This window comes from Pseudoalteromonas luteoviolacea (assembly GCF_000814765.1).
Classification (GTDB): Bacteria; Pseudomonadota; Gammaproteobacteria; order Enterobacterales; family Alteromonadaceae; genus Pseudoalteromonas; species Pseudoalteromonas luteoviolacea_H.
Genome location: NZ_JWIC01000004.1, coordinates 536,295 through 554,929 on the forward strand (window position 1 = coordinate 536,295; position 18,635 = coordinate 554,929).

At 45.0% G+C, this 18,635-nt stretch carries 13 protein-coding genes; 12 read left to right on the forward strand and 1 reads right to left on the reverse strand.

Features of this window, described 5'->3' with window-relative positions:
• Positions 1-33 precede the first annotated feature (33 nt).
• The 3 genes from JF50_RS05590 to JF50_RS05600 all read left to right on the forward strand — a co-directional run bounded on the left by JF50_RS05590 (position 34) and on the right by JF50_RS05600 (position 2,694).
• Complete coding sequence (locus JF50_RS05590; protein ID WP_080760122.1) at positions 34-930, forward strand: SMP-30/gluconolactonase/LRE family protein; 897 nt, start codon at positions 34-36, stop codon at positions 928-930.
• Positions 931-1,024: 94 nt separating this feature from the next.
• Positions 1,025-1,609, forward strand: a complete 585-nt coding sequence (locus tag JF50_RS05595; RefSeq protein WP_039608465.1) for an ABC transporter ATP-binding protein — start codon at positions 1,025-1,027, stop codon at positions 1,607-1,609.
• Positions 1,610-1,617: 8 nt separating this feature from the next.
• Positions 1,618-2,694, forward strand: coding sequence for a DUF6136 family protein (locus tag JF50_RS05600; protein WP_152614465.1), 1,077 nt, complete (start codon positions 1,618-1,620; stop codon positions 2,692-2,694).
• 49 nt (positions 2,695-2,743) lie between these two features.
• On the opposite strand, the gene fadE is transcribed toward JF50_RS05600, so the two are convergent.
• On the reverse strand, positions 2,744-5,194 hold the full coding sequence (fadE, locus tag JF50_RS05605) for an acyl-CoA dehydrogenase FadE (RefSeq protein ID WP_039608467.1): 2,451 nt from the start codon (positions 5,192-5,194) through the stop codon (positions 2,744-2,746).
• A gap of 201 nt (positions 5,195-5,395) precedes the next feature.
• Here fadE and JF50_RS05610 point away from each other — a divergent pair, with 201 nt between their 5' ends.
• From JF50_RS05610 to JF50_RS05655, 9 genes are all read left to right on the forward strand, one after another.
• Positions 5,396-5,686 carry a DUF6419 family natural product biosynthesis protein gene (locus JF50_RS05610; protein WP_039608468.1) on the forward strand — a complete coding sequence of 97 codons (291 nt, stop codon included), beginning with the start codon at positions 5,396-5,398 and terminating at the stop codon, positions 5,684-5,686.
• 59 nt (positions 5,687-5,745) lie between these two features.
• Positions 5,746-6,876, forward strand: a complete 1,131-nt coding sequence (locus JF50_RS05615; protein WP_039608469.1) for a 4-phosphoerythronate dehydrogenase — start codon at positions 5,746-5,748, stop codon at positions 6,874-6,876.
• Positions 6,877-6,878: 2 nt separating this feature from the next.
• A complete protein-coding gene (locus JF50_RS05620) occupies positions 6,879-7,895 on the forward strand; it encodes an aspartate-semialdehyde dehydrogenase (protein WP_039608470.1) in 1,017 nt (338 codons plus the stop codon).
• A 268-nt stretch (positions 7,896-8,163) separates the two neighbouring features.
• Positions 8,164-11,247, forward strand: a complete 3,084-nt coding sequence (locus JF50_RS05625) for a FimV/HubP family polar landmark protein (RefSeq protein WP_052262139.1) — start codon at positions 8,164-8,166, stop codon at positions 11,245-11,247.
• Between the two features lie 3,128 nt (positions 11,248-14,375).
• The gene (locus JF50_RS27870) at positions 14,376-14,597 is read left to right on the forward strand and encodes a FimV/HubP family polar landmark protein (RefSeq protein ID WP_419177498.1); all 222 of its coding nucleotides are present in this window, start codon (positions 14,376-14,378) and stop codon (positions 14,595-14,597) included.
• Positions 14,598-14,703: 106 nt separating this feature from the next.
• A complete protein-coding gene (gene truA, locus JF50_RS05640) occupies positions 14,704-15,504 on the forward strand; it encodes a tRNA pseudouridine(38-40) synthase TruA (protein ID WP_039608471.1) in 801 nt (266 codons plus the stop codon).
• Between the two features lie 219 nt (positions 15,505-15,723).
• On the forward strand, positions 15,724-16,599 hold the full coding sequence (gene accD / locus JF50_RS05645) for an acetyl-CoA carboxylase, carboxyltransferase subunit beta (RefSeq protein WP_039608472.1): 876 nt from the start codon (positions 15,724-15,726) through the stop codon (positions 16,597-16,599).
• Positions 16,600-16,621: 22 nt separating this feature from the next.
• A complete protein-coding gene (folC, locus tag JF50_RS05650) occupies positions 16,622-17,884 on the forward strand; it encodes a bifunctional tetrahydrofolate synthase/dihydrofolate synthase (protein WP_039608473.1) in 1,263 nt (420 codons plus the stop codon).
• A gap of 10 nt (positions 17,885-17,894) precedes the next feature.
• Positions 17,895-18,623: an SPOR domain-containing protein gene (locus tag JF50_RS05655; protein WP_039608474.1), complete on the forward strand. Its 729-nt coding sequence runs from the start codon at positions 17,895-17,897 to the stop codon at positions 18,621-18,623.
• Positions 18,624-18,635: the final 12 nt, after the last annotated feature.

Below are 18,635 nucleotides of genomic sequence, written 5' to 3' on the forward strand. Positions count from 1 at the left end.
TTGCATACTGACTTTTTTACCAAGGAGCGAGCGATGAAAGTAATTTTGGGCACTGCGTTGTTAATGATTGGATTGGCTGGCTGCCAAAGTCTAGAGCCCTCTAATGAGGTATTATACCAATCTCAAGACTGGGTAGCAGATGGGGTGTTCACATCAGGTATTGAAGGACCGGCTGTAGATGCTCGAGGTGTACTATACGCTGTGAATTATAAAGAGCAGGGTACGATCGGTCAGGTCACAGGGCAAAATAATGCATCGTTATACGTCAAGCTTCCTAAAGGCAGTATAGGTAACGGCATTCGTTTCGATAAAAAAGGCAATATGTATATTGCGGATTATACGCAGCACAATATTTTGCAAATCACACCGCAAAAGCAGATCCGTGTTTTTGCGCATGAATCAACGATGAATCAGCCTAATGATATTGCCATCGCCAACGATGGCACCTTGTATGCGAGCGACCCAAATTGGCAAGGTGGCAATGGGCAGGTTTGGCGTATTAGTTCGACAGGGCAAGTTGAACGCTTAAAAGCAGATATGGGCACAACTAATGGCATAGAAGTCAGTCCGGATAATACCGTGCTTTACGTGAATGAAAGTGTTCAGAAAAGAATTTGGGCGTTTGACATCAGTAACAGTGGGCAGCTGGGCGAAGCAAAATTGTTTTATCAATTTGCTGACCATGGTCTCGATGGAATGCGTACCGATGAACGTGGTAACTTGTATGTTGCGCGCTATGGAGCGGGTGAAGTCGCCATTTTATCACCTCAAGGCGTGTTACTGAGAACCGTTAAATTGAAAGGCAAATACCCTACGAATGTCGCTTTTGGAGGCGCGTCAGGTCGCCAAGTTTTTGTGACAATGCAAAAACGTGGTGCCATTGAAAGCTTTTATAGTGAGTACGCAGGTAGCGCAGTGACATCCTTATGAGTGAATTGTTTAGATAAATTTTGCAACACTTTAGTAATTTAAACGTAAGCGGACTACTTGTTAAGATAGACTAAAAATAATAAGTAGTCTGCGTATGATTAAAGTTGAAAATCTATCTAAAGTGTTTGTCCATAAGCCCATTTTTGAAAAATATCATATCGAATTTAGTGCCCCTAAAGTGTGCTTAGAGGCCCCGAATGGATTGGGTAAAAGTACCTTGTTTTCCATTATTGCAGGGCTTGATCGCGCTTATGCGGGCATAGTGTCTTATGATGGTGAGCGCCTTAAGACGCCACAAGATAAAGTCGCTTTAGCTTCAGATAATATTAAGTTTCCCGCTTTTTTAACAGCAAAACAACTGCTAACCATGACTCAGCAAAGCTGGCAATGTCCTTTTCCAGATCAATTGATCGAATTACTTGGTTTTTCTTCTTTTTTAGATACCACATTTAGCGCACTGTCGTCTGGTAACCAAAAGAAATTACAGCTGATTAATGCTTTGATGCGTCAAACTCCCTATGTCATATTGGACGAACCAAGTGCTGCTTTAGACCATCAAAGCACTCTTCATCTCATCGAATACTTAAAAGATTATCAAGGACAGATCCTGATCAGTTGCCACGAGCCCAAACCGTTTTTTGATATGGGGTTTGTGCCTCAATCGCTATTTTCAAGCTAGGAGGGCACTTGGTTCATTATTATCGATACAGATTGAGCGCGTTTAAGGTGGAGCTAAAAGAGCTACGTCGTCAGTTAGCTGAGTTTTCTTTGCTGTTAGCGACGTTATTTTTTGTTTACTTACCTGGTTTGGCCTTAGGGGTCTTTTTTGCGCTTGGCAAAATTGTGCAATATGAGTCAGAGTTGGATGTGATCTATATGACATTTGGATTTTTACTTTTGCAAAGCCTGTTACTGCATACCTTAAAAAGCGCAGTGCTAGATACGGCGCATCGCAACTATCATGGTACTTTACTAAAGTCGAGAATTCATCAATGGGTGGCTGATCAAGGGTTGTTACTTCTGTGCCATGTGCTGTTTTTATTTGCTTTGTTTTTAGCTGTATCAATGGGGTTACAGAATCTACTTCAGTCACCTCAGCTTGTGATGTTTATGCTGGCTCAACTGGTATTAGCAACGACTCTACTTTATCGCCCAATATCTGTCTTTGTAGTATTGACTGTAGCGTGTTTGTTGGTGTTTGTGTGTGAGAGTTTCGTTACGTATTATGTTGCTTTGGCTGTGGTTTTAGTCGGGTCTCTATTACTTCCTCGTCAGTACAAAGCCGTGAAGTTGAGCAAGGTAACTGCGCATAGTTTTTGGTGGCAATGGGCAATAGAGCAGCCTTGGGCTGTGATCTGGCGTCTTGGCGTGACGATTTTAACCTATTGGTGTATTTGGATTATTGTTACAGAGCGCCCCGACCTGAAGAGTTATTACGCGGTCATGGCACAGCTATTTACCGTGCTGTGGTGGAGCAGTTTATTAATAGATACTCATAAACAGGTCATTAAATACCGTAGCTATTGGTATGCTTTATCTCAGTTTACACAGGTACAACGCAGCCAATGTATGTTTGTGTTTAGTCTAACATTTATGATGTGGTTTGGCGGTTTAGTATTATTGGGAAGCGGCATATTTGAACTTTTAACTGTGCTTGTGACGCCTGTGATGATGTGGGTTATTTTGCGGGCTGCGCGATATATGGCATTGACTTGGGCTGTTGCCGTGGTCGCACTCATGTTAACTAAAGTATTAATAGCATAGTTGATAAAAAAGGCCGGATATACCGGCCTTTTTAGATTTGTGTTGCGGCTTATGCTGCGTCGACGTTGCTGTCGACTACTCGAGCTTTACCAGCAAGCAAGTCAGCTGGATCAAAATCATCGACATTGATCACCGCAAGTCTTTTGGCCTCGACAGCGGCAAGACTATCTGCTTCTTGTTGAGTAAGGATCCCACTTTCAAGCCCCATACTAGCGACTTTATCTAGTTGCATAAACGGCAGCTTTTGACCTTTAGCGCGGCACACTTTGTCAAAGATAGGCTCAATGGCCAAGATGTCTTTCAATGTTTGCTCTTGCTTACCGATCAGATTAAGCGGCTCGTCTGTGGTGTAGATGTAATTGGCTAGACGGTCACGCGTTTCATTCGGGGTTTGCAGTAGCTTGGCGATATCGTGTTCCATCTCATCCGTTGGTTTACGCACTGGACGGCCAAATGGAAACAATACTAACTTTAACGCCCCACGAAGTGCCATCGATGGCATATTATTAATCAGGTCCGCCAATGCGCGTTGACATAAGTACAAGTGTTCCTGACAAGCCCATTTGACTAGCGGTAGGTCTTCTTTTCTTCGGCCTTCATCATTGTATCTTTTCAGTGTTGCTGAGACTAAATATAAATAACTTAGCAGATCACCTAATCTGGCAGAGATGCGCTCTTTGCGTTTCAAAGAACCGCCAAACACGGCCATACAAATGTCAGACATGAGTGCCAATGATGCACTGTAACGCGCAGCATTGCGATAGTAGTCTGCAGTTTCATCATTAAATGGCACGTTGGTAAAGCGGCCACCTGTGATTGCTAACCACTTAGTGCGTACAAGGTTAGAAATCGTAAACCCAATGTGTCCCATGAGTGCGTTATCAAAGCTGTCTAACGCTTCTTGTTTGTCTTTGATGTTACATGCATTTAATTCAGCCAAGACAAACGGGTGGCAACGAATAGCACCTTGCCCATAGATGATCATATTACGAGTAAGAATGTTTGCGCCTTCAACAGTGATAGCGATAGGCGCACCTTGGTAACCACGGCCCAAGTAATTGTTTGGCCCCAAACAAATCCCTTTACCACCATGGATATCCATGGCATGAATGGTCGCTGCGCGCATTTGCTCGGTGAGGTGATATTTCAAGATGGCAGAAATGACCGAAGGTTTTTCGCCTGAGTCGACCGCCCCTGTAGACATGCTCAGTGCCGCATCGCTGCTATATGCATAGCCACCGAGCTTAGATAGTGCTTCTTCGATTCCCTCCATTTTACCAATCGGTAATTTGAACTGGCGGCGGATACGGCTATAGGCACCACTTGCTAATGCCAGTGTTTTTATACCACCTGTTGAGTTAGAGGGCAGGGTGATCACTCGGCCTACAGACAAACATTCAACCAGCATACGCCAGCCTTGCCCTGCCATTTTTGGACCACCAATGATGAAATCTAACGGCACAAAGACATCTTTACCACGCGTAGGACCATTTTGAAACGGCACGTTTAATGGGAAGTGTCGACGGCCAATTTCAACACCCGGTGTTGAAGTTGGAATAAGTGCGCATGTGATACCAATGTCTTCTTTATCACCTAGTAAGCCATCAGGGTCTTGCATTTTGAATGCTAAGCCCAGTACAGTCGATACGGGGGCAAGCGTAATATAGCGCTTGTTCCATGTTAAACTGATCCCAAGCGTTTCTTTTCCTGCCCACTCGCCTTTGCATACGACACCAAAGTCAGGAATAGACGATGCGTCTGAGCCCGCTTCAGGTGACGTCAGTGCGAAACAAGGAATTTCATCACCTACAGCGAGGCGAGGTAAATAGTGGTCTTTTTGCTCTTGCGTGCCATAGTGTTGCAGTAATTCGCCCGGACCTAACGAATTTGGAACACCGACGATTGAGGATAGCAAAGTTGATTTACTGGTTAATTTTTGCAGCACACAAGATTGGGCATACGCTGAAAACTCAAGACCGCCATATTGTTTCTTGATGATCATGGCGAAAAACTTTTTATCTTTTAAGAACTGCCATACATCCTGTGGTAAATCGGTTAACTCGTGAGTTGCTTCCCAGTCGTCTAACATGGCACAGACTTCTTCAACTGGGCCATTTAAGAACGCTTGTTCTTCAGCAGTGAGTCTAGGCTTGGCGAATTGGTGAAGTTTATTCCAGTTCGGATTGCCACAGAATAAATCTGCTTCCCACCAAGTTGTTCCCGCATCGATCGCAGATTTCTCAGTGTCTGACATCGTCGGAGTGACTTTTTTAAAGGCCTTGAAAAGAGGGGCGACAATGTATTGTTGACGGATGTTAGTGACAGAAAATGGGATTGCAATGGCTAAGAATATTAACCAAGACAATGCGCCAAAGGCGTTGGCAAAAGTGCCCACAACCAAAGTTGCGGCTGCAATACCTAAGCAGGTATTCCAGCTGGCGCGATGATAACAGGCCGCACTGACCAAGGCTATCAAAGCGATAGTAAATAAAAGTGTCATGTTGTTCTTCCTTATTAGAGGTCTGACCACATGATTAGGCTAGCTTGTCTGACCAGTTATTTCAAGCAAAAAAGCCTTCCAATAATTATTTTAGAAGTCATTTTTTGACCATACCAGTGTGTTGCGATACTTAAAAATTGTTCAATTGCCAATTTTGTAAACTTATCTATATTACAAAAAAGACCTAAGGAGGGGTTGTTTATGCAATTGGGGAATATAAGTATCATCATCATTTCTTTCGCTTCCATGTTGCTCAGTGTTGAGGCTTTGGAATATGCAATTTTTATTAATTTTATCAGTAGTATAGTGTGTGCGGGCTATGCATATGGTGGCGCTCACTATACCGCGCTGTTACTTGCGTGGTGCAATGTACATGCCTTTGTATTTAGTCCTTTAATCAACGTCTCCGAGCAGCCAAGTGTCAAGGTATTGGTGTTGTTTTTACTGAGTTTAATGTTTATTGCATTTGGCATAGGGGTAAAGCGAAACTAGGGTCTATACGAGAGCTGAGTTACAATAGAGTTCCGTGCGACGTTTAGGAATAAAATTACATGAAGATCTTGGCTGATCAGAACATGCCTTTAGTGGAAGAGTTTTTCTCAAGTTTCGGTGAGGTGACGCGCTTTGATGGGCGTGCTGTGAGTGCAGAGCAGGTTCAGACGGCGGATGTGCTGTTAACGCGTTCAATAACCCAAGTAAATCAACAGCTACTAGAGACGGCAAATAAATTAAAATTTGTCGGTACGGCCACAATCGGTGTGGATCACATTGACCAAGCCTATCTAGCGAAGCGGGAGATCGCATTTTCTAGCGCCCCTGGGTGTAATGCGATTGCAGTGGCTGAATATGTGATCAGTGCTTTATATGCGTACAGTCAAGATCGCGATGTCGAGCTGCGAGGTAAAAAGCTCGCAATTGTCGGTGTGGGTAATATTGGAGCGTGTTTACAACAAAAGTTAGCGCACAGTGGTATTGAGCTGATTTTGTGTGATCCTGTCCGTGCTGAGCGAGGTGAGTTAAATGAGCACGTCGACATTGATACTGCATTGGCTCAAGCGGATTTCGTGACGTTCCATGTGCCTCTGGTTAAAAGTGGGGCGCATCAAACTAAGCACCTATTAAATAAAGAAAGAATTACAAAGCTTAAACGCGGTATGTTGGTGATCAATGCCAGTCGAGGTGATGTGATTGACAATCAGGCGCTTTTAGAAGTTAAACGAGCAGGGCAAGCATTAGAGTTGATCCTTGATGTGTGGGAAAATGAGCCGAATATTTTGACTGAATTGATGGCGCATTGCTTGTATACGTCAGTACATATTGCAGGCCATACACTAGAGGGGAAAGCACGGGGAACGCAAATGCTTTATCAAGCTTTGTGTAAAACCCTAGGTGTTGCACCAACCAAGCAATTGTCTGCTTTTCTACCCGTTCCAGCAGTAAGTCAATGCCAGCTCAATGAGACATTTACTGAGAGAGATTACGGACGTATTGTACATATGATCTATGATATTCGCCGCGATAATGGTTTAATGCGAGCCAATATAGAAAGTCAGGGCTTTGATGTATTGCGCAAGCAATATCCGCCGAGAAGAGAGTTCTCAACATTGAACATCTTATCGCAGCCAGCCCATACACAACAGTTACAGCAACTTGGCTTTCAAGTAGAAATGAATGAGGAATAAACATGTCGCAGAAATTTAACGTGGCGGTACTGGGCGCAACTGGCCTAGTAGGCAAGCAAATCATTGAAACATTGGCTGAAAGAAAGTTTCCAGTTGATAAACTATACCCGCTGGCTAGTAGTCGCAGTGCGGGTGAAGAAATTGATTTCATGGGTGAAAAAGTCACTGTTTTAGATGTTGAGGAGTTTGATTTTGCAGACGCCCACATTGGCTTATTTTCAGCAGGAGGCAGTGTGTCTGAGAAATATGCGCCGATTGCTGCAGAAGCAGGCTGTGTGGTAATAGATAACACATCACATTTTAGATACGATTATGATGTGCCTCTAGTGGTGCCAGAGGTAAACGCAGGCAGCCTAGCTGATTTTAGAAATCGCAATATTATTGCGAACCCAAATTGCTCGACTATCCAGATGCTGGTGGCATTAAAGCCCATTTATGATGCATATGGCATTGATCGTATCAATGTGTCTACGTACCAAGCGGTATCTGGTGCAGGCAAAGAAGCGGTTGATGAGCTGGCTAAACAAACAGCCAACTTGATGAATGCAAGACCGATGGAAAATGACGTATTTCCAAAGCAAATTGCGTTTAACGTTATTCCACAAATAGATGCATTCCAAGACAATGGTTATACCAAAGAAGAAATGAAAATGGTGTGGGAAACACATAAAATCTTAGGTGATAGTAGTGTGATGGTAAACCCTACCGCAGTGCGTGTTCCGGTCTTTTTTGGTCATGCAGAGGCGATTCATTTAGAAACACGTATGCCTTACGACTTAGAGCATGTAAAACAATTGCTTACAGAGGCACCTGGTGTTGAGTTAATTGAAAATGAAGAAGATTATCCAACGCCAGTCAGCGATGCCAGTGGTAATGATACCGTCTACGTTGGCCGTCTAAGAGCGGATATTTCGCATCCTATGGGATTAAACTTGTGGGTTGTGTCTGATAATACACGCAAGGGGGCGGCAACAAATAGTGTACAAATTGCAGAAGAGCTGGTAGCAAATTACCTTTAATCTCATAATTGGGCAAAATGTGCTGGCAGCATTTTGCCCCTCTAAATACACAAATCTATCTTTTTACCACCTCCCTGATTTATAAAACATTTTCATTCCAATCCTAAAGTGCTAGGTTGATGTTAAGATTCACTACGCTGACAATGGATATTCCCTAATAACTGGTTTATAGTTTGCAATTGGAATAGAGCTTGCAAAAAGCAAAGATGAGCAAATTTATTATTCACTTACTGGTTGAGTAAGTGGTCACCTTAAACAAAGGAACAGCATGCGCGGTTTAGCCTTATTTTGTATCCTAGCATTGGCTTTCATAACGTCTCCGGCACACACTCAAGTTGGCACAGTGTTGAAGGGTCCCAAGGGTGTCGATTATGGCCTTGAAGGTCGTTCTGTTGGCCCAATTCGGTCTTCGGACACATTGTGGCGCGTAGCACAGAAAATAAGACCCGATGATTCGGTTACGATTTATCAGGTTATGAAGGCGTTGTATGACAAAAACCCAGGTGCGTTTTTAGATCAAAATCTCAACCATATGCGTGATGGCGCATACCTCCGTATTCCAACACTTGCAGAGATCAGGCGTGTCAATCCGGGCATTGCGAAACAAAAGTCGGATCAGGATGACGCGCTGTGGGAACGCAAGAAAAATGGCACTTTAAACCCGTCAGACATAGATGCTGCCAAAAAACGCGTGACCCAGGCGCGTAAAGAAGATGTTGAACAGGCGCAAAAAGCGTTGACCAATCAACTTAGAAATCTGCGTATGGAGCAAGACTCCAAGCTGCTCGACTTACAAAATCAGTTTAAGTCTTCAGTGCAAAATGTGGAAGAAATCTTAGAAGAAAACAATCAGCTTAGAAAGCAACTTAGCAGTATTTCAGATGAGCTGCAAAATGTTCGAGAGCAGCTCGGTAAAGACAGTGAAATCCAGCAGCAATTAAAAGTCGTAATCGATATGCAGAGCGAGATGATTGCTCAGCAAGAAGCGGATAAAAAAGCCGAACAAGAATCAAGTTTTAGTAATGCTTTGTCTAACCCGCTTGTGATTGCCTTGTTGGCGACGATACCAGCTTTGTTGATTGTTGGGCTTGGGTTGATGTTTTTCTTACGTAAACGTAAGCAAGCAGCTGACAGCAATGCTGAAGACGACGAGTTTTTACCGCAAGCACCTGTTGCTGCAGCAGCGACAGCAGGAGCCGCTACCGCAGCGGCAGCTGCTGATCCACTTGATTTAGACATGCCAGTAACAGATGACATCGCTCCATTAGATGAAAGTGTTCAACTTGATGATGATATTCTGCCTGAAGATGATGACATCGTATTTGACTCTTTAGACGATGAAGATGATGGTTTTGAAACTGGCAATAGCACATTGGATCAAGATGAGTTAGACAGTTTACTCAATGATGACATTGTATTTGATGACGAATCACCTGCCGAAGAATCTTCAGATGATATCGATGACTTCTTACAACAAAGTTTTGACTCTACAGACGATGCGCTTGGCGATGAAGTAACGTTAGATGTAGAGGAGAGTGCTTCAGATGGGGATGATATTTTAAGCGCGGACGACATTGATGATTTATTTAACGAAGTCGGTGATGAGCAAGACGATACATTAGATGTCAGTGATGATGCGCTGGCGGCGTTGAGTGAAGAGCTTGCAGAAGAGCCTGCGGCATCTGGGTCAGGTGATGATGAGCTTGATTTGGATGATATTGACAGTTTAATCGATGAGGCCGCCGCGGAACCCCCAAAGTCTGATGAGGCTGAGGGAGTAGCTGATAACGATAGTATTTTAAGTGCTGATGATATTGATGATTTGCTTGACGGTGCGTTGGATGAAGAAGAATTAGACGCTGATGATGACGGTTTTGAACTCGATGATGTTGATGGGCTGATCGATGAAGCACAACAAGCTTCAGAAGAGCAACAAGATATCGATGATATGATCTCTCAGGCTGAGCAAGACAACGAGTTGGCTGATGACGACGATATTGATGCACTGTTGGCTGAAGCTGGCGAAGAGACCGCGTCAACGAGCGCCCCAGATGATGAACTAGGTGATGTAGATGACATCTTGGCCGAGGTCAGTGACGGTGATTTAGACACAGAGCTTGACGCGGAAGTGGCTGAACCTGCCATTGAAGATGAGCTAGACGATATTAATGACTTGCTTGACGATGTGGGTGAAGACGACTTAGGTACGGAGCTTGACACAGACGTGACAGAACCCGTCATCGAAGATGAATTAGGCGATATTGATGACTTACTTGCGGATGTGGGTGAAGACGACTTAAGTACAGAGCTTGACGCAGACGTGACAGAATCTGCCATTGAAGATGAGCTAGGTGATGTTGATGACTTACTTGCGGATGTGGGTGAAGACGACTTAAGTACAGAGCTTGACGCAGACGTGACAGAATCTGCCATTGAAGATGAGCTAGGTGATGTTGATGACTTACTTGCGGATGTGGGTGAAGACGACTTAAGTACAGAGCTTGACGCAGACGTTACAGAACCTGTCATTGAAGATGAATTAGGCGATATTGATGACTTACTTGCGGATGTGGGTGAAGACGGCTTAGGTACTGAGCTTGACGCAGATGTGGCTGAATCCGTTATCGAAGATGAGCTAGGCGATGTTGATGACTTGCTTGCTGATGTGGGTGAAGGCGACCTAGGCACAAAACTTGACACAGAAGTGGCAGAACCCGTCATCGAAGATGAATTAGGCGATATTGATGATTTGCTTGATGATTCGGGCAAAGACGACCTAGGTACAGAGCTTGACGCAGAAGTGGCAGAACCTGCCAGTGAAAATGAGTTAGGTGATGTTGATGACTTGCTTGTAGAGGGGGGCGAAGACGGCCTTGGTACAGAGCTCGACGCAGAAGTGGCAGAACCTGCCAGTGAAGATGAGTTAGGTGATGTTGATGACTTACTTGCGGATGTGGGTGAAGACGGCCTTGGTACAGAGCTTGACGCAGAAGTGGCAGAACCTGTTATTGAAGATGAGCTAGGTGTAGGTGATGTTGATGATTTATTAGGTGAAGAACCATTTGCCGTATCGAACGTTGAAGCTGGTCACCTCGATGGAATGGTAGATGATGAAGTTGATGTTCCTGACATTGCGAGTATTCAATCTGATACGGGTGTAGATCCGGATTTAGAAGCAGAGCCAGAACTCGAAGCAGAACCAGAGCTTGCAGCAGAGTCAGAGCTTGAAGTAGAACCAGAGCTCGAAGCAGAACCAGAGCTCGAAGCAGAACCAGAGCTCGAAGCAGAACCAGAGCTCGAAGCAGAACCAGAGCTCGAAGCAGAACAGAGCTCGAAGCAGAACCAGAGCTAGAAGCAGAACCAGAGCTAGAAGCAGAACCAGAGCTAGAAGCAGAACCAGAGCTTGTAGCAGAGCCAGAGCTAGAAGCAGAGCCAGAGCTAGAAGCAGAGCCAGAGCTAGAAGCAGAGCCAGAGCTTGTAGCAGAACCAGAGCTAGAAGCAGAACCAGAGCTAGAAGCAGAACCAGAGCTAGAAGCAGAACCAGAGCTAGAAGCAGAACCAGAGCTAGAAGCAGAACCAGAGCTAGAAGCAGAACCAGAACTCGAAGCAGAACCAGAGCTAGAAGCAGAACCAGAGCTCGAAGCAGAACCAGAGCTAGAAGCTGAGCCGGAGCTAGAAGCTGAGTTGGAGCTAGAAGCTGAGCCAGAGCTAGAAGTAGAACCAGAGCTAGAAGCAGAACCAGAGCTAGAAGCAGAGCCAGAGCTAGAAGCAGAGCCAGAGCCAGAGCCAGAGCTAGAAGTAGAGCCAGAGTTAGAAGTTGAGCCAGAGTTAGAAGCTGAGCCAGAGCTTGAAGCAGAACCAGAACTCGAAGCAGAACCAGAGCTCGAAGCAGAACCAGAGCTCGAAGCAGAACCAGAGCTAGAAGCAGAGCCAGAGTTAGAAGCAGAGCCAGAGCTTGTAGCAGAGCCAGAGCTTGTAGCAGAGCCAGAGCTTGTAGCAGAGCCAGAGCTTGTAGCAGAGCCAGAGTTAGAAGCAGAGCCAGAGTTAGAAGCAGAGCCAGAGTTAGAAGCAGAGCCAGAGCTTGTAGCAGAACCTGAACTCGAAGCAGAACCAGAGCTTGTAGCAGAACCTGAACTCGAAGCAGAACCAGAGCTTGTAGCAGAACCAGAGCTCGAAGTAGAACCAGAGCTTGTAGCAGAGCCAGAGCTTGTAGCAGAGCCAGAGCTAGAAGCAGAGCCAGAGCTAGAAGCAGAGCCAGAGCTAGAAGCAGAGCCAGAGCTAGAAGCAGAACCAGAGCTAGAAGCAGAGCCAGAGCTAGAAGCAGAGCCAGAGCTAGAAGCAGAGCCAGAGCTAGAAGCAGAGCCAGAGCTAGAAGCAGAACCAGAGCTTGCAGCAGAGTCAGAGCTTGAAGTAGAACCAGAGCTCGAAGTTGAACCAGAGCTCGAAGCAGAACCAGAGCTCGAAGCAGAACCAGAGCTTGCAGCAGAACCAGAGCTCGAAGCAGAACCAGAGCTCGAAGCAGAACCAGAGCTCGAAGCAGAACCAGAGCTCGAAGCAGAACCAGAGCTCGAAGCTGAGCCGGAGCTAGAAGCTGAGCTGGAGCTAGAAGCTGAGCTGGAGCTAGAAGCTGAGCCGGAGCTAGAAGCTGAGCCAGAGCTAGAAGCTGAGCCAGAGCTAGAAGTAGAACCAGAGCTAGAAGCTGAGCCAGAGCTAGAAGCTGAGCCAGAGCTAGAAGCAGAGCCAGAGCTAGAAGCAGAGCCAGAGCTCGAAGCAGAGCCAGAGCTAGAAGCAGAGCCAGAGCTAGAAGCAGAGCCAGAGCTTGAAGTAGAACCAGAGCTCGAAGTTGAACCAGAGCTCGAAGTTGAACCAGAGCTCGAAGTTGAACCAGAGCTCGAAGTTGAACCAGAGCTCGAAGTTGAACCAGAGCTCGAAGTTGAGCCTGAACTCGAAGCTGAGCCGGAGCTAGAAGCTGAGCCGGAGCTAGAAGCTGAGCCGGAGCTAGAAGCTGAGCCAGAGCTAGAAGCTGAGCCAGAGCTAGAAGCTGAGCCAGAGTTAGAAGCAGAGCCAGAGTTAGAAGCAGAACCAGAGTTTGAAGCAGAACCGGAGCTCGAAGCAGAACCAGAGCTCGAAGCAGAACCGGAGCTCGAAGCAGAACCGGAGCTCGAAGCAGAACCAGAGCTTGAAGCTGAGCCAGAGCTTGAAGCAGAGCTAGAGCTTGAAGCAGAGCTAGAGCTTGAAGTAGAACCAGAGCTCGAGGCAGAGCCTGAACTTGAAATAGAAGTTGATCCTGAGTCAGGCCTTGAAAACCTCTTACATGATATTGAAAGCGTTGAGCCGCAAAATGTTGATGACATGCTTGAAGCATTGGAAGTTGAAGCTGATTTAGCTTCTCTTGATGAAGAGCTCATGGCTGAAGAGGTTGAAATTGATTTGGGGGATGATCCTCTGGGAGATGAAGTGGATCTTCTCAATGAGGAGCCACCGTTAGAACAAGATTTTGTCACCCCCAGTGAGCAGTTAGGGAGTTATCCCGAGCTTGAGCTAGAAGAAATTGAAGAGCCTGACATTTCATTAGATGAAGCGCCACTTACCGAAGGGGTGAGTGAAGCCGAGCGTCAACTTGCTGAAAGTCTTGAAAGCCAAAGGGATCTGAACGCAGGTATTGATGGTGATCTAGAAGCTTCCTTTGATGATGAGTTTGACGACCTATTCGATGATCTAGACGATGAGCCTCTTGCCGAAGAGACGGATTTACTCGCAGAGCCGTCTTCGGATTTATCAGTTGAACATGACGAAGAGTTGGCTGTTGTAGAAGATGAATTAGATGATCTAGGTATCGATTTAGATACGCCATTTGATGAAGAAGCAGCCATGGCTGCAATGGATAAAGAGCTGCCTAGCGAGCCTGAACTGCAAGTAGGAAGTGAATCAGCTGAATTACAAAACCTAGAAATTGATTTAGACACGCCATTTGACGAGTCTGCGGCGCTTGCTTCAATGGAAGCACAAGCGAGTGGATCTCTGGCAGTTGATGAAACCAGTATTTCTGATACGGTGGAGTCAGCGCCAAATACAGGTATATCAGAAGCTGAATTAGAGCTGGATGTGAGTGCTGATCCGGATGCATTTTTGGCTGAATTAGATGAAGTGGCTGAAGCGGAGAGTGAGGTCGAGCCCCCAGTCGATATTGATGAAAACGCCATTGAAGATGCATTCATGGCCGATTTAGAAGGGACTGATTTTGATGCCTTACTTGATGAATATGCTGAGCCTGAAGATATAGAGAATGCGGAGGAGCCTGAACTCGAGGTCGATTTTGATGCGTTACTCAGTGAAGATTTAGACGAACAGTTTGAAATTGAAGAGGAAGTGCCTCAAGAAACATCCTCGGCAATGCCGGAAGACTTTTTAGAAATTGAAGACTTAATTGCTGAAAGTGATGATGTAGTACCTGTGGAGGAGCCTTATCAAGCACCTAATATGGATGTCGGGCTGGATGACTTTGAAGAGTTACTTGCTGGCGATAACCCCACGGATGTCGATTTAGAAGAAGGCGGGTTTTCAGCTAAGTTGGACTTAGCTCGGGCTTATCTTGAAATCGAAGATTTTGATGCAGCGGTTTCAGCACTTGATGATGTGATGGAGAATGGTCCGGCATCGGTGCAAGCGGAAGCGAAATTGCTAAAAGAACAAATAAAATAACAAAGACGACATAACAAAAGGGGGCGATATCGCCCCCTTCGCTTTAATTCCCTACGCCAATAGCATAAAATGCGCGGCTATAAATTAGTGAAGAGTTTGCAAGTGTATGCGTGTAGTACTAGGTATTGAGTATAACGGCGGCAATTACTCAGGCTGGCAACGTCAAAGTCATGTGAGTAGTGTCCAAGAAGAAATTGAAACAGCGCTTTCGCGGATCTGTAATCATCCGGTCGAAATTGTCTGTGCTGGTCGTACTGATGCTGGTGTGCATGCGACAGGGCAATTGGTTCATTTTGATACTGATGCTGAGCGTGAAATGAGTGCGTTTACACTTGGTATGAACTCTCAATTACCTGATGATATTGCCGTACGTTTTGCACAGCAAGTTGATGATGAGTTTCATGCTCGGTTCAGCGCAACGGCAAGACGATATCGTTATGTGATTTACAACCACACATACCGCCCTGGGATCTTAAGAAATGGTGTCACCCATTATCATCACCCTCTAGATGAAAAGAGAATGCAGGCTGCATGTCACCATATGTTAGGTGAACAAGATTTTACCTCATTTAGAGCGGTACATTGCCAATCCAATACGCCATTTAGAAATATTCACCATTTACAAGTTGATAGGTTTGGTGATTATGTTGTCATTGATGTGAAGGCGAATGCATTTTTACACCACATGGTGAGAAATATCACAGGGTGTTTATTAGATATTGGTATTGGTGAGCAGTCCCCTGATTGGATGGCTGAATTATTGGCCATAAAAGATAGAACACAGGCGAGTGCGACGGCAAAGCCCAATGGTCTATATTTAGTTGATGTGGATTACCCTGAAAAATGGGGGATCCCAAAAATGTCTGTTGGTCCGCTATTCCTACCGGAAGTGGAGATTAAAAAATAATTATTACTTGGGCGCAGATGAAACTGCATAAGCTATTTAATTATACGCAGTAACATTCTTTATACTGCGCATTAAAATCTCAGTTCCTCATGCGTCTATTACTTGTTAAGACTACTAAGACCAGTTTTTTATACCGCTGTTGCCTTAAACATGTTTTAATTGGGAAAATCTGTCTGTGTGCACAGACTAATATACAGAATCAAGACAAGAGAGTTGCCAATGAGTTGGTTAGAAAAAATCTTGCCTAAAGCTGCTAAATCGGCAGGTAAGAAAGAGGTTCCGGAAGGTGTATGGGCAAAATGTACGGCCTGTGATTCCATCTTATACAAAGCTGAATTAGAAAAATCGCTTTATGTATGCCCTAAATGTGATCATCATATGCGAATTTCAGCGCGTGAGCGTCTAGAACGTTTCCTTGATGACGGTGAGCTTGTGGAATTAGGCACTGAGTTTGAGCCGCAAGATGTATTGAAGTTTAAAGACTCCAAAAAGTACTCTGACCGTATTACTGCCGCACAGAAAGTCAGTGGTGAAAAGGATGCGCTGATCGCGATGAAAGGTCGTTTGAAAGGCATGCCAGTTGCGGCAGTTGCGTTTGAATTCTCATTTATGGGTGGTTCAATGGCGTCTGTTGTAGGTGCACGCTTTGTTGCGGCTGTGAATGAGTGTCTTGAACACAATATGCCGTTAATTTGTTTCTCGGCATCAGGCGGTGCACGAATGCAAGAAGCGTTATTCTCACTAATGCAAATGGCTAAAACCAGTGCTGCACTTGCAAAAATGAGCGAGCAAGGCTTGCCGTTTATCTCTGTATTAACTAACCCAACTATGGGTGGTGTATCAGCTTCATTGGCAATGCTTGGTGATATCAACGTGGGTGAGCCAAAAGCATTAATTGGTTTTGCTGGTCCTCGTGTAATCGAGCAAACAGTACGTGAAACCTTACCTGAAGGTTTCCAGCGCAGTGAGTTCTTATTAGAGCACGGTGCGATTGATGTGATTATTGACCGTCGTGAAATGCGTGACTCTCTAGCACGTATGATTTCTAAGTTTATGGACTTGCCTTCTACAGAACAAGAGCATAGAGTAGCGTAAATTTTTCGAAATTGAGCTAGCTATGTCACACATCAAACCTAGCCAATCATCGAGCTTAGATGATTGGCTTTGTTATTTAGAGCAACTGCACCCTGCAAATATTGAAATGGGGTTAGAGCGGGTTGCTCAAGTCGCAAATAATATCCAATTACTCGATACGCGCAGTAAAATAATCCTAGTTGGTGGCACTAACGGTAAAGGTACAACCGCTCGCTGTATGGAAGCGATGTTACTTTCACAAGGCTATTCAGTTGGTACCTACGCTTCCCCTCACCTTATCCGCTATAACGAGCGCGTGCGTATTAATGGTCAAGAATTGGCAGACCAAGATCATGTGGACGCGTTTTATCAATTGGAGCAAGGCCGCGGCGAAACTCAACTGACTTATTTTGAATATGGGACGCTCGGCGCGCTGGCTCTATTCAAACGCTACGAAGTGGATTACGTGCTGCTTGAAGTGGGGTTAGGAGGTCGTTATGATGCGACAAACATTGTCACGCCATATGCGAGCATTATTACTACTATAGACTTGGATCATAAAGAGTACTTAGGTGATACACGTGAGCTTGTTGGCTATGATAAGGCGGGTATCTTTAGGACTAACACCCCTGCGATCGTGGGCGATCTTAATATCCCTCATACTGTCACGGATTACGGTGATGAAATTAACGCAGATATGATTTTATCAAAGCGGGATTTTATCTTCACACCACTTGATCATGGTTTGCGCTGGCAGTATCAAGACTATGATATGACTTTAGCACCGCCTGCTATTCCTGCTCAGAATGTGGCAACGGCGTTGACCGCGTTAGCACGGTTGAACCTGCTACCTGAACAGACCAAAATAGTTGAGATACTAGATAATTTGCAGGTTGAAGGTCGCTTTCAAAAACTCAGTGACTCTCCTCTAGTATACACAGATGTGGCTCATAACCCTGAATCAGCACGTTATTTACGTACAAAGTTACTCGACTTAAAAAATCAGGGCTTTAAAATTAATGTCTTAGTCGCTATGCTTGCTGATAAAGACAAAGTCGCAGTTATTGATGAATTGCGTGATGTTGTCGATCATTGGACATGTGCTGCGCTCAGTGGACCTCGTGCTGAAAGTGCAGAGAATATGCGAGTAGCGTTAGGAAAAGTGCAGCAGCAAGAGATTGCTGTTTTTGATTCAGTACACTTAGCACTAGATACATTGGTACCGGCACAAGAAGCGCACTCGGTACTTATTATATTTGGCTCATTCTTCACAGTCGCTGATGCCATACAGTATTGGAAAAAATAGAGAGTAAGATGTGAACTCAGGATTTGTAAATCGCCTCGTAGGTACCAGTATCATAGTGATCGCTGCCATCGTGTTTATTCCAAATATTTTGGATGGCGAAAAAGTGCATTACAAAGAGGGGTTTCAACAAATTCCTGAGCGACCTGAATTTACGTCTATTGATTTGCAAGAGACGGTAGATGCACGCGCCGAATTGGCTGTGCAGCCCAAACCTGAAGTGATTGAAGATATTCCTGCCGATGATATGTCTGCGGGTGTAAGCGAGGAAGAACCATCGCCGGCGATAGAAGTAACGGAGGGGAACCCAGCCCAGTCAGCTCAAACAGAGTCTACTGAGTCTGAGGCGCAACTAGTGGTTGCAGTACCCAGTGAGCCGCAAACTGAGCCTGAACCTAAGCAGCCTATTGAAGAGCAAATTACAGAACCTAAGAAAGTGGTGACCGCAGAGACCAAAGCCCCCAAGCTAGCACGTCCAGAGAGTTCAAACTTTTCGAAGATGGCGTATGTAATACAGCTTGGCAGCTTTTCTCATAAAGCAAATGTTGATGCACTGACTGCTAAGCTTAAGCTCAATGGCTTTAAAACTTTTACTCGCCCCGTTAAAACTCCCAATGGTACGCTGACAAAAGTATTTGTTGGACCAGATTTAAATAAGCAAAAACTTGAAGCTAAGTTACCAGAATTAAAGAAGTTAACTAAGCTCAACGGCCGACTTACCCAATTTAAGGTTGCAAATTGATCTGGCAATTCT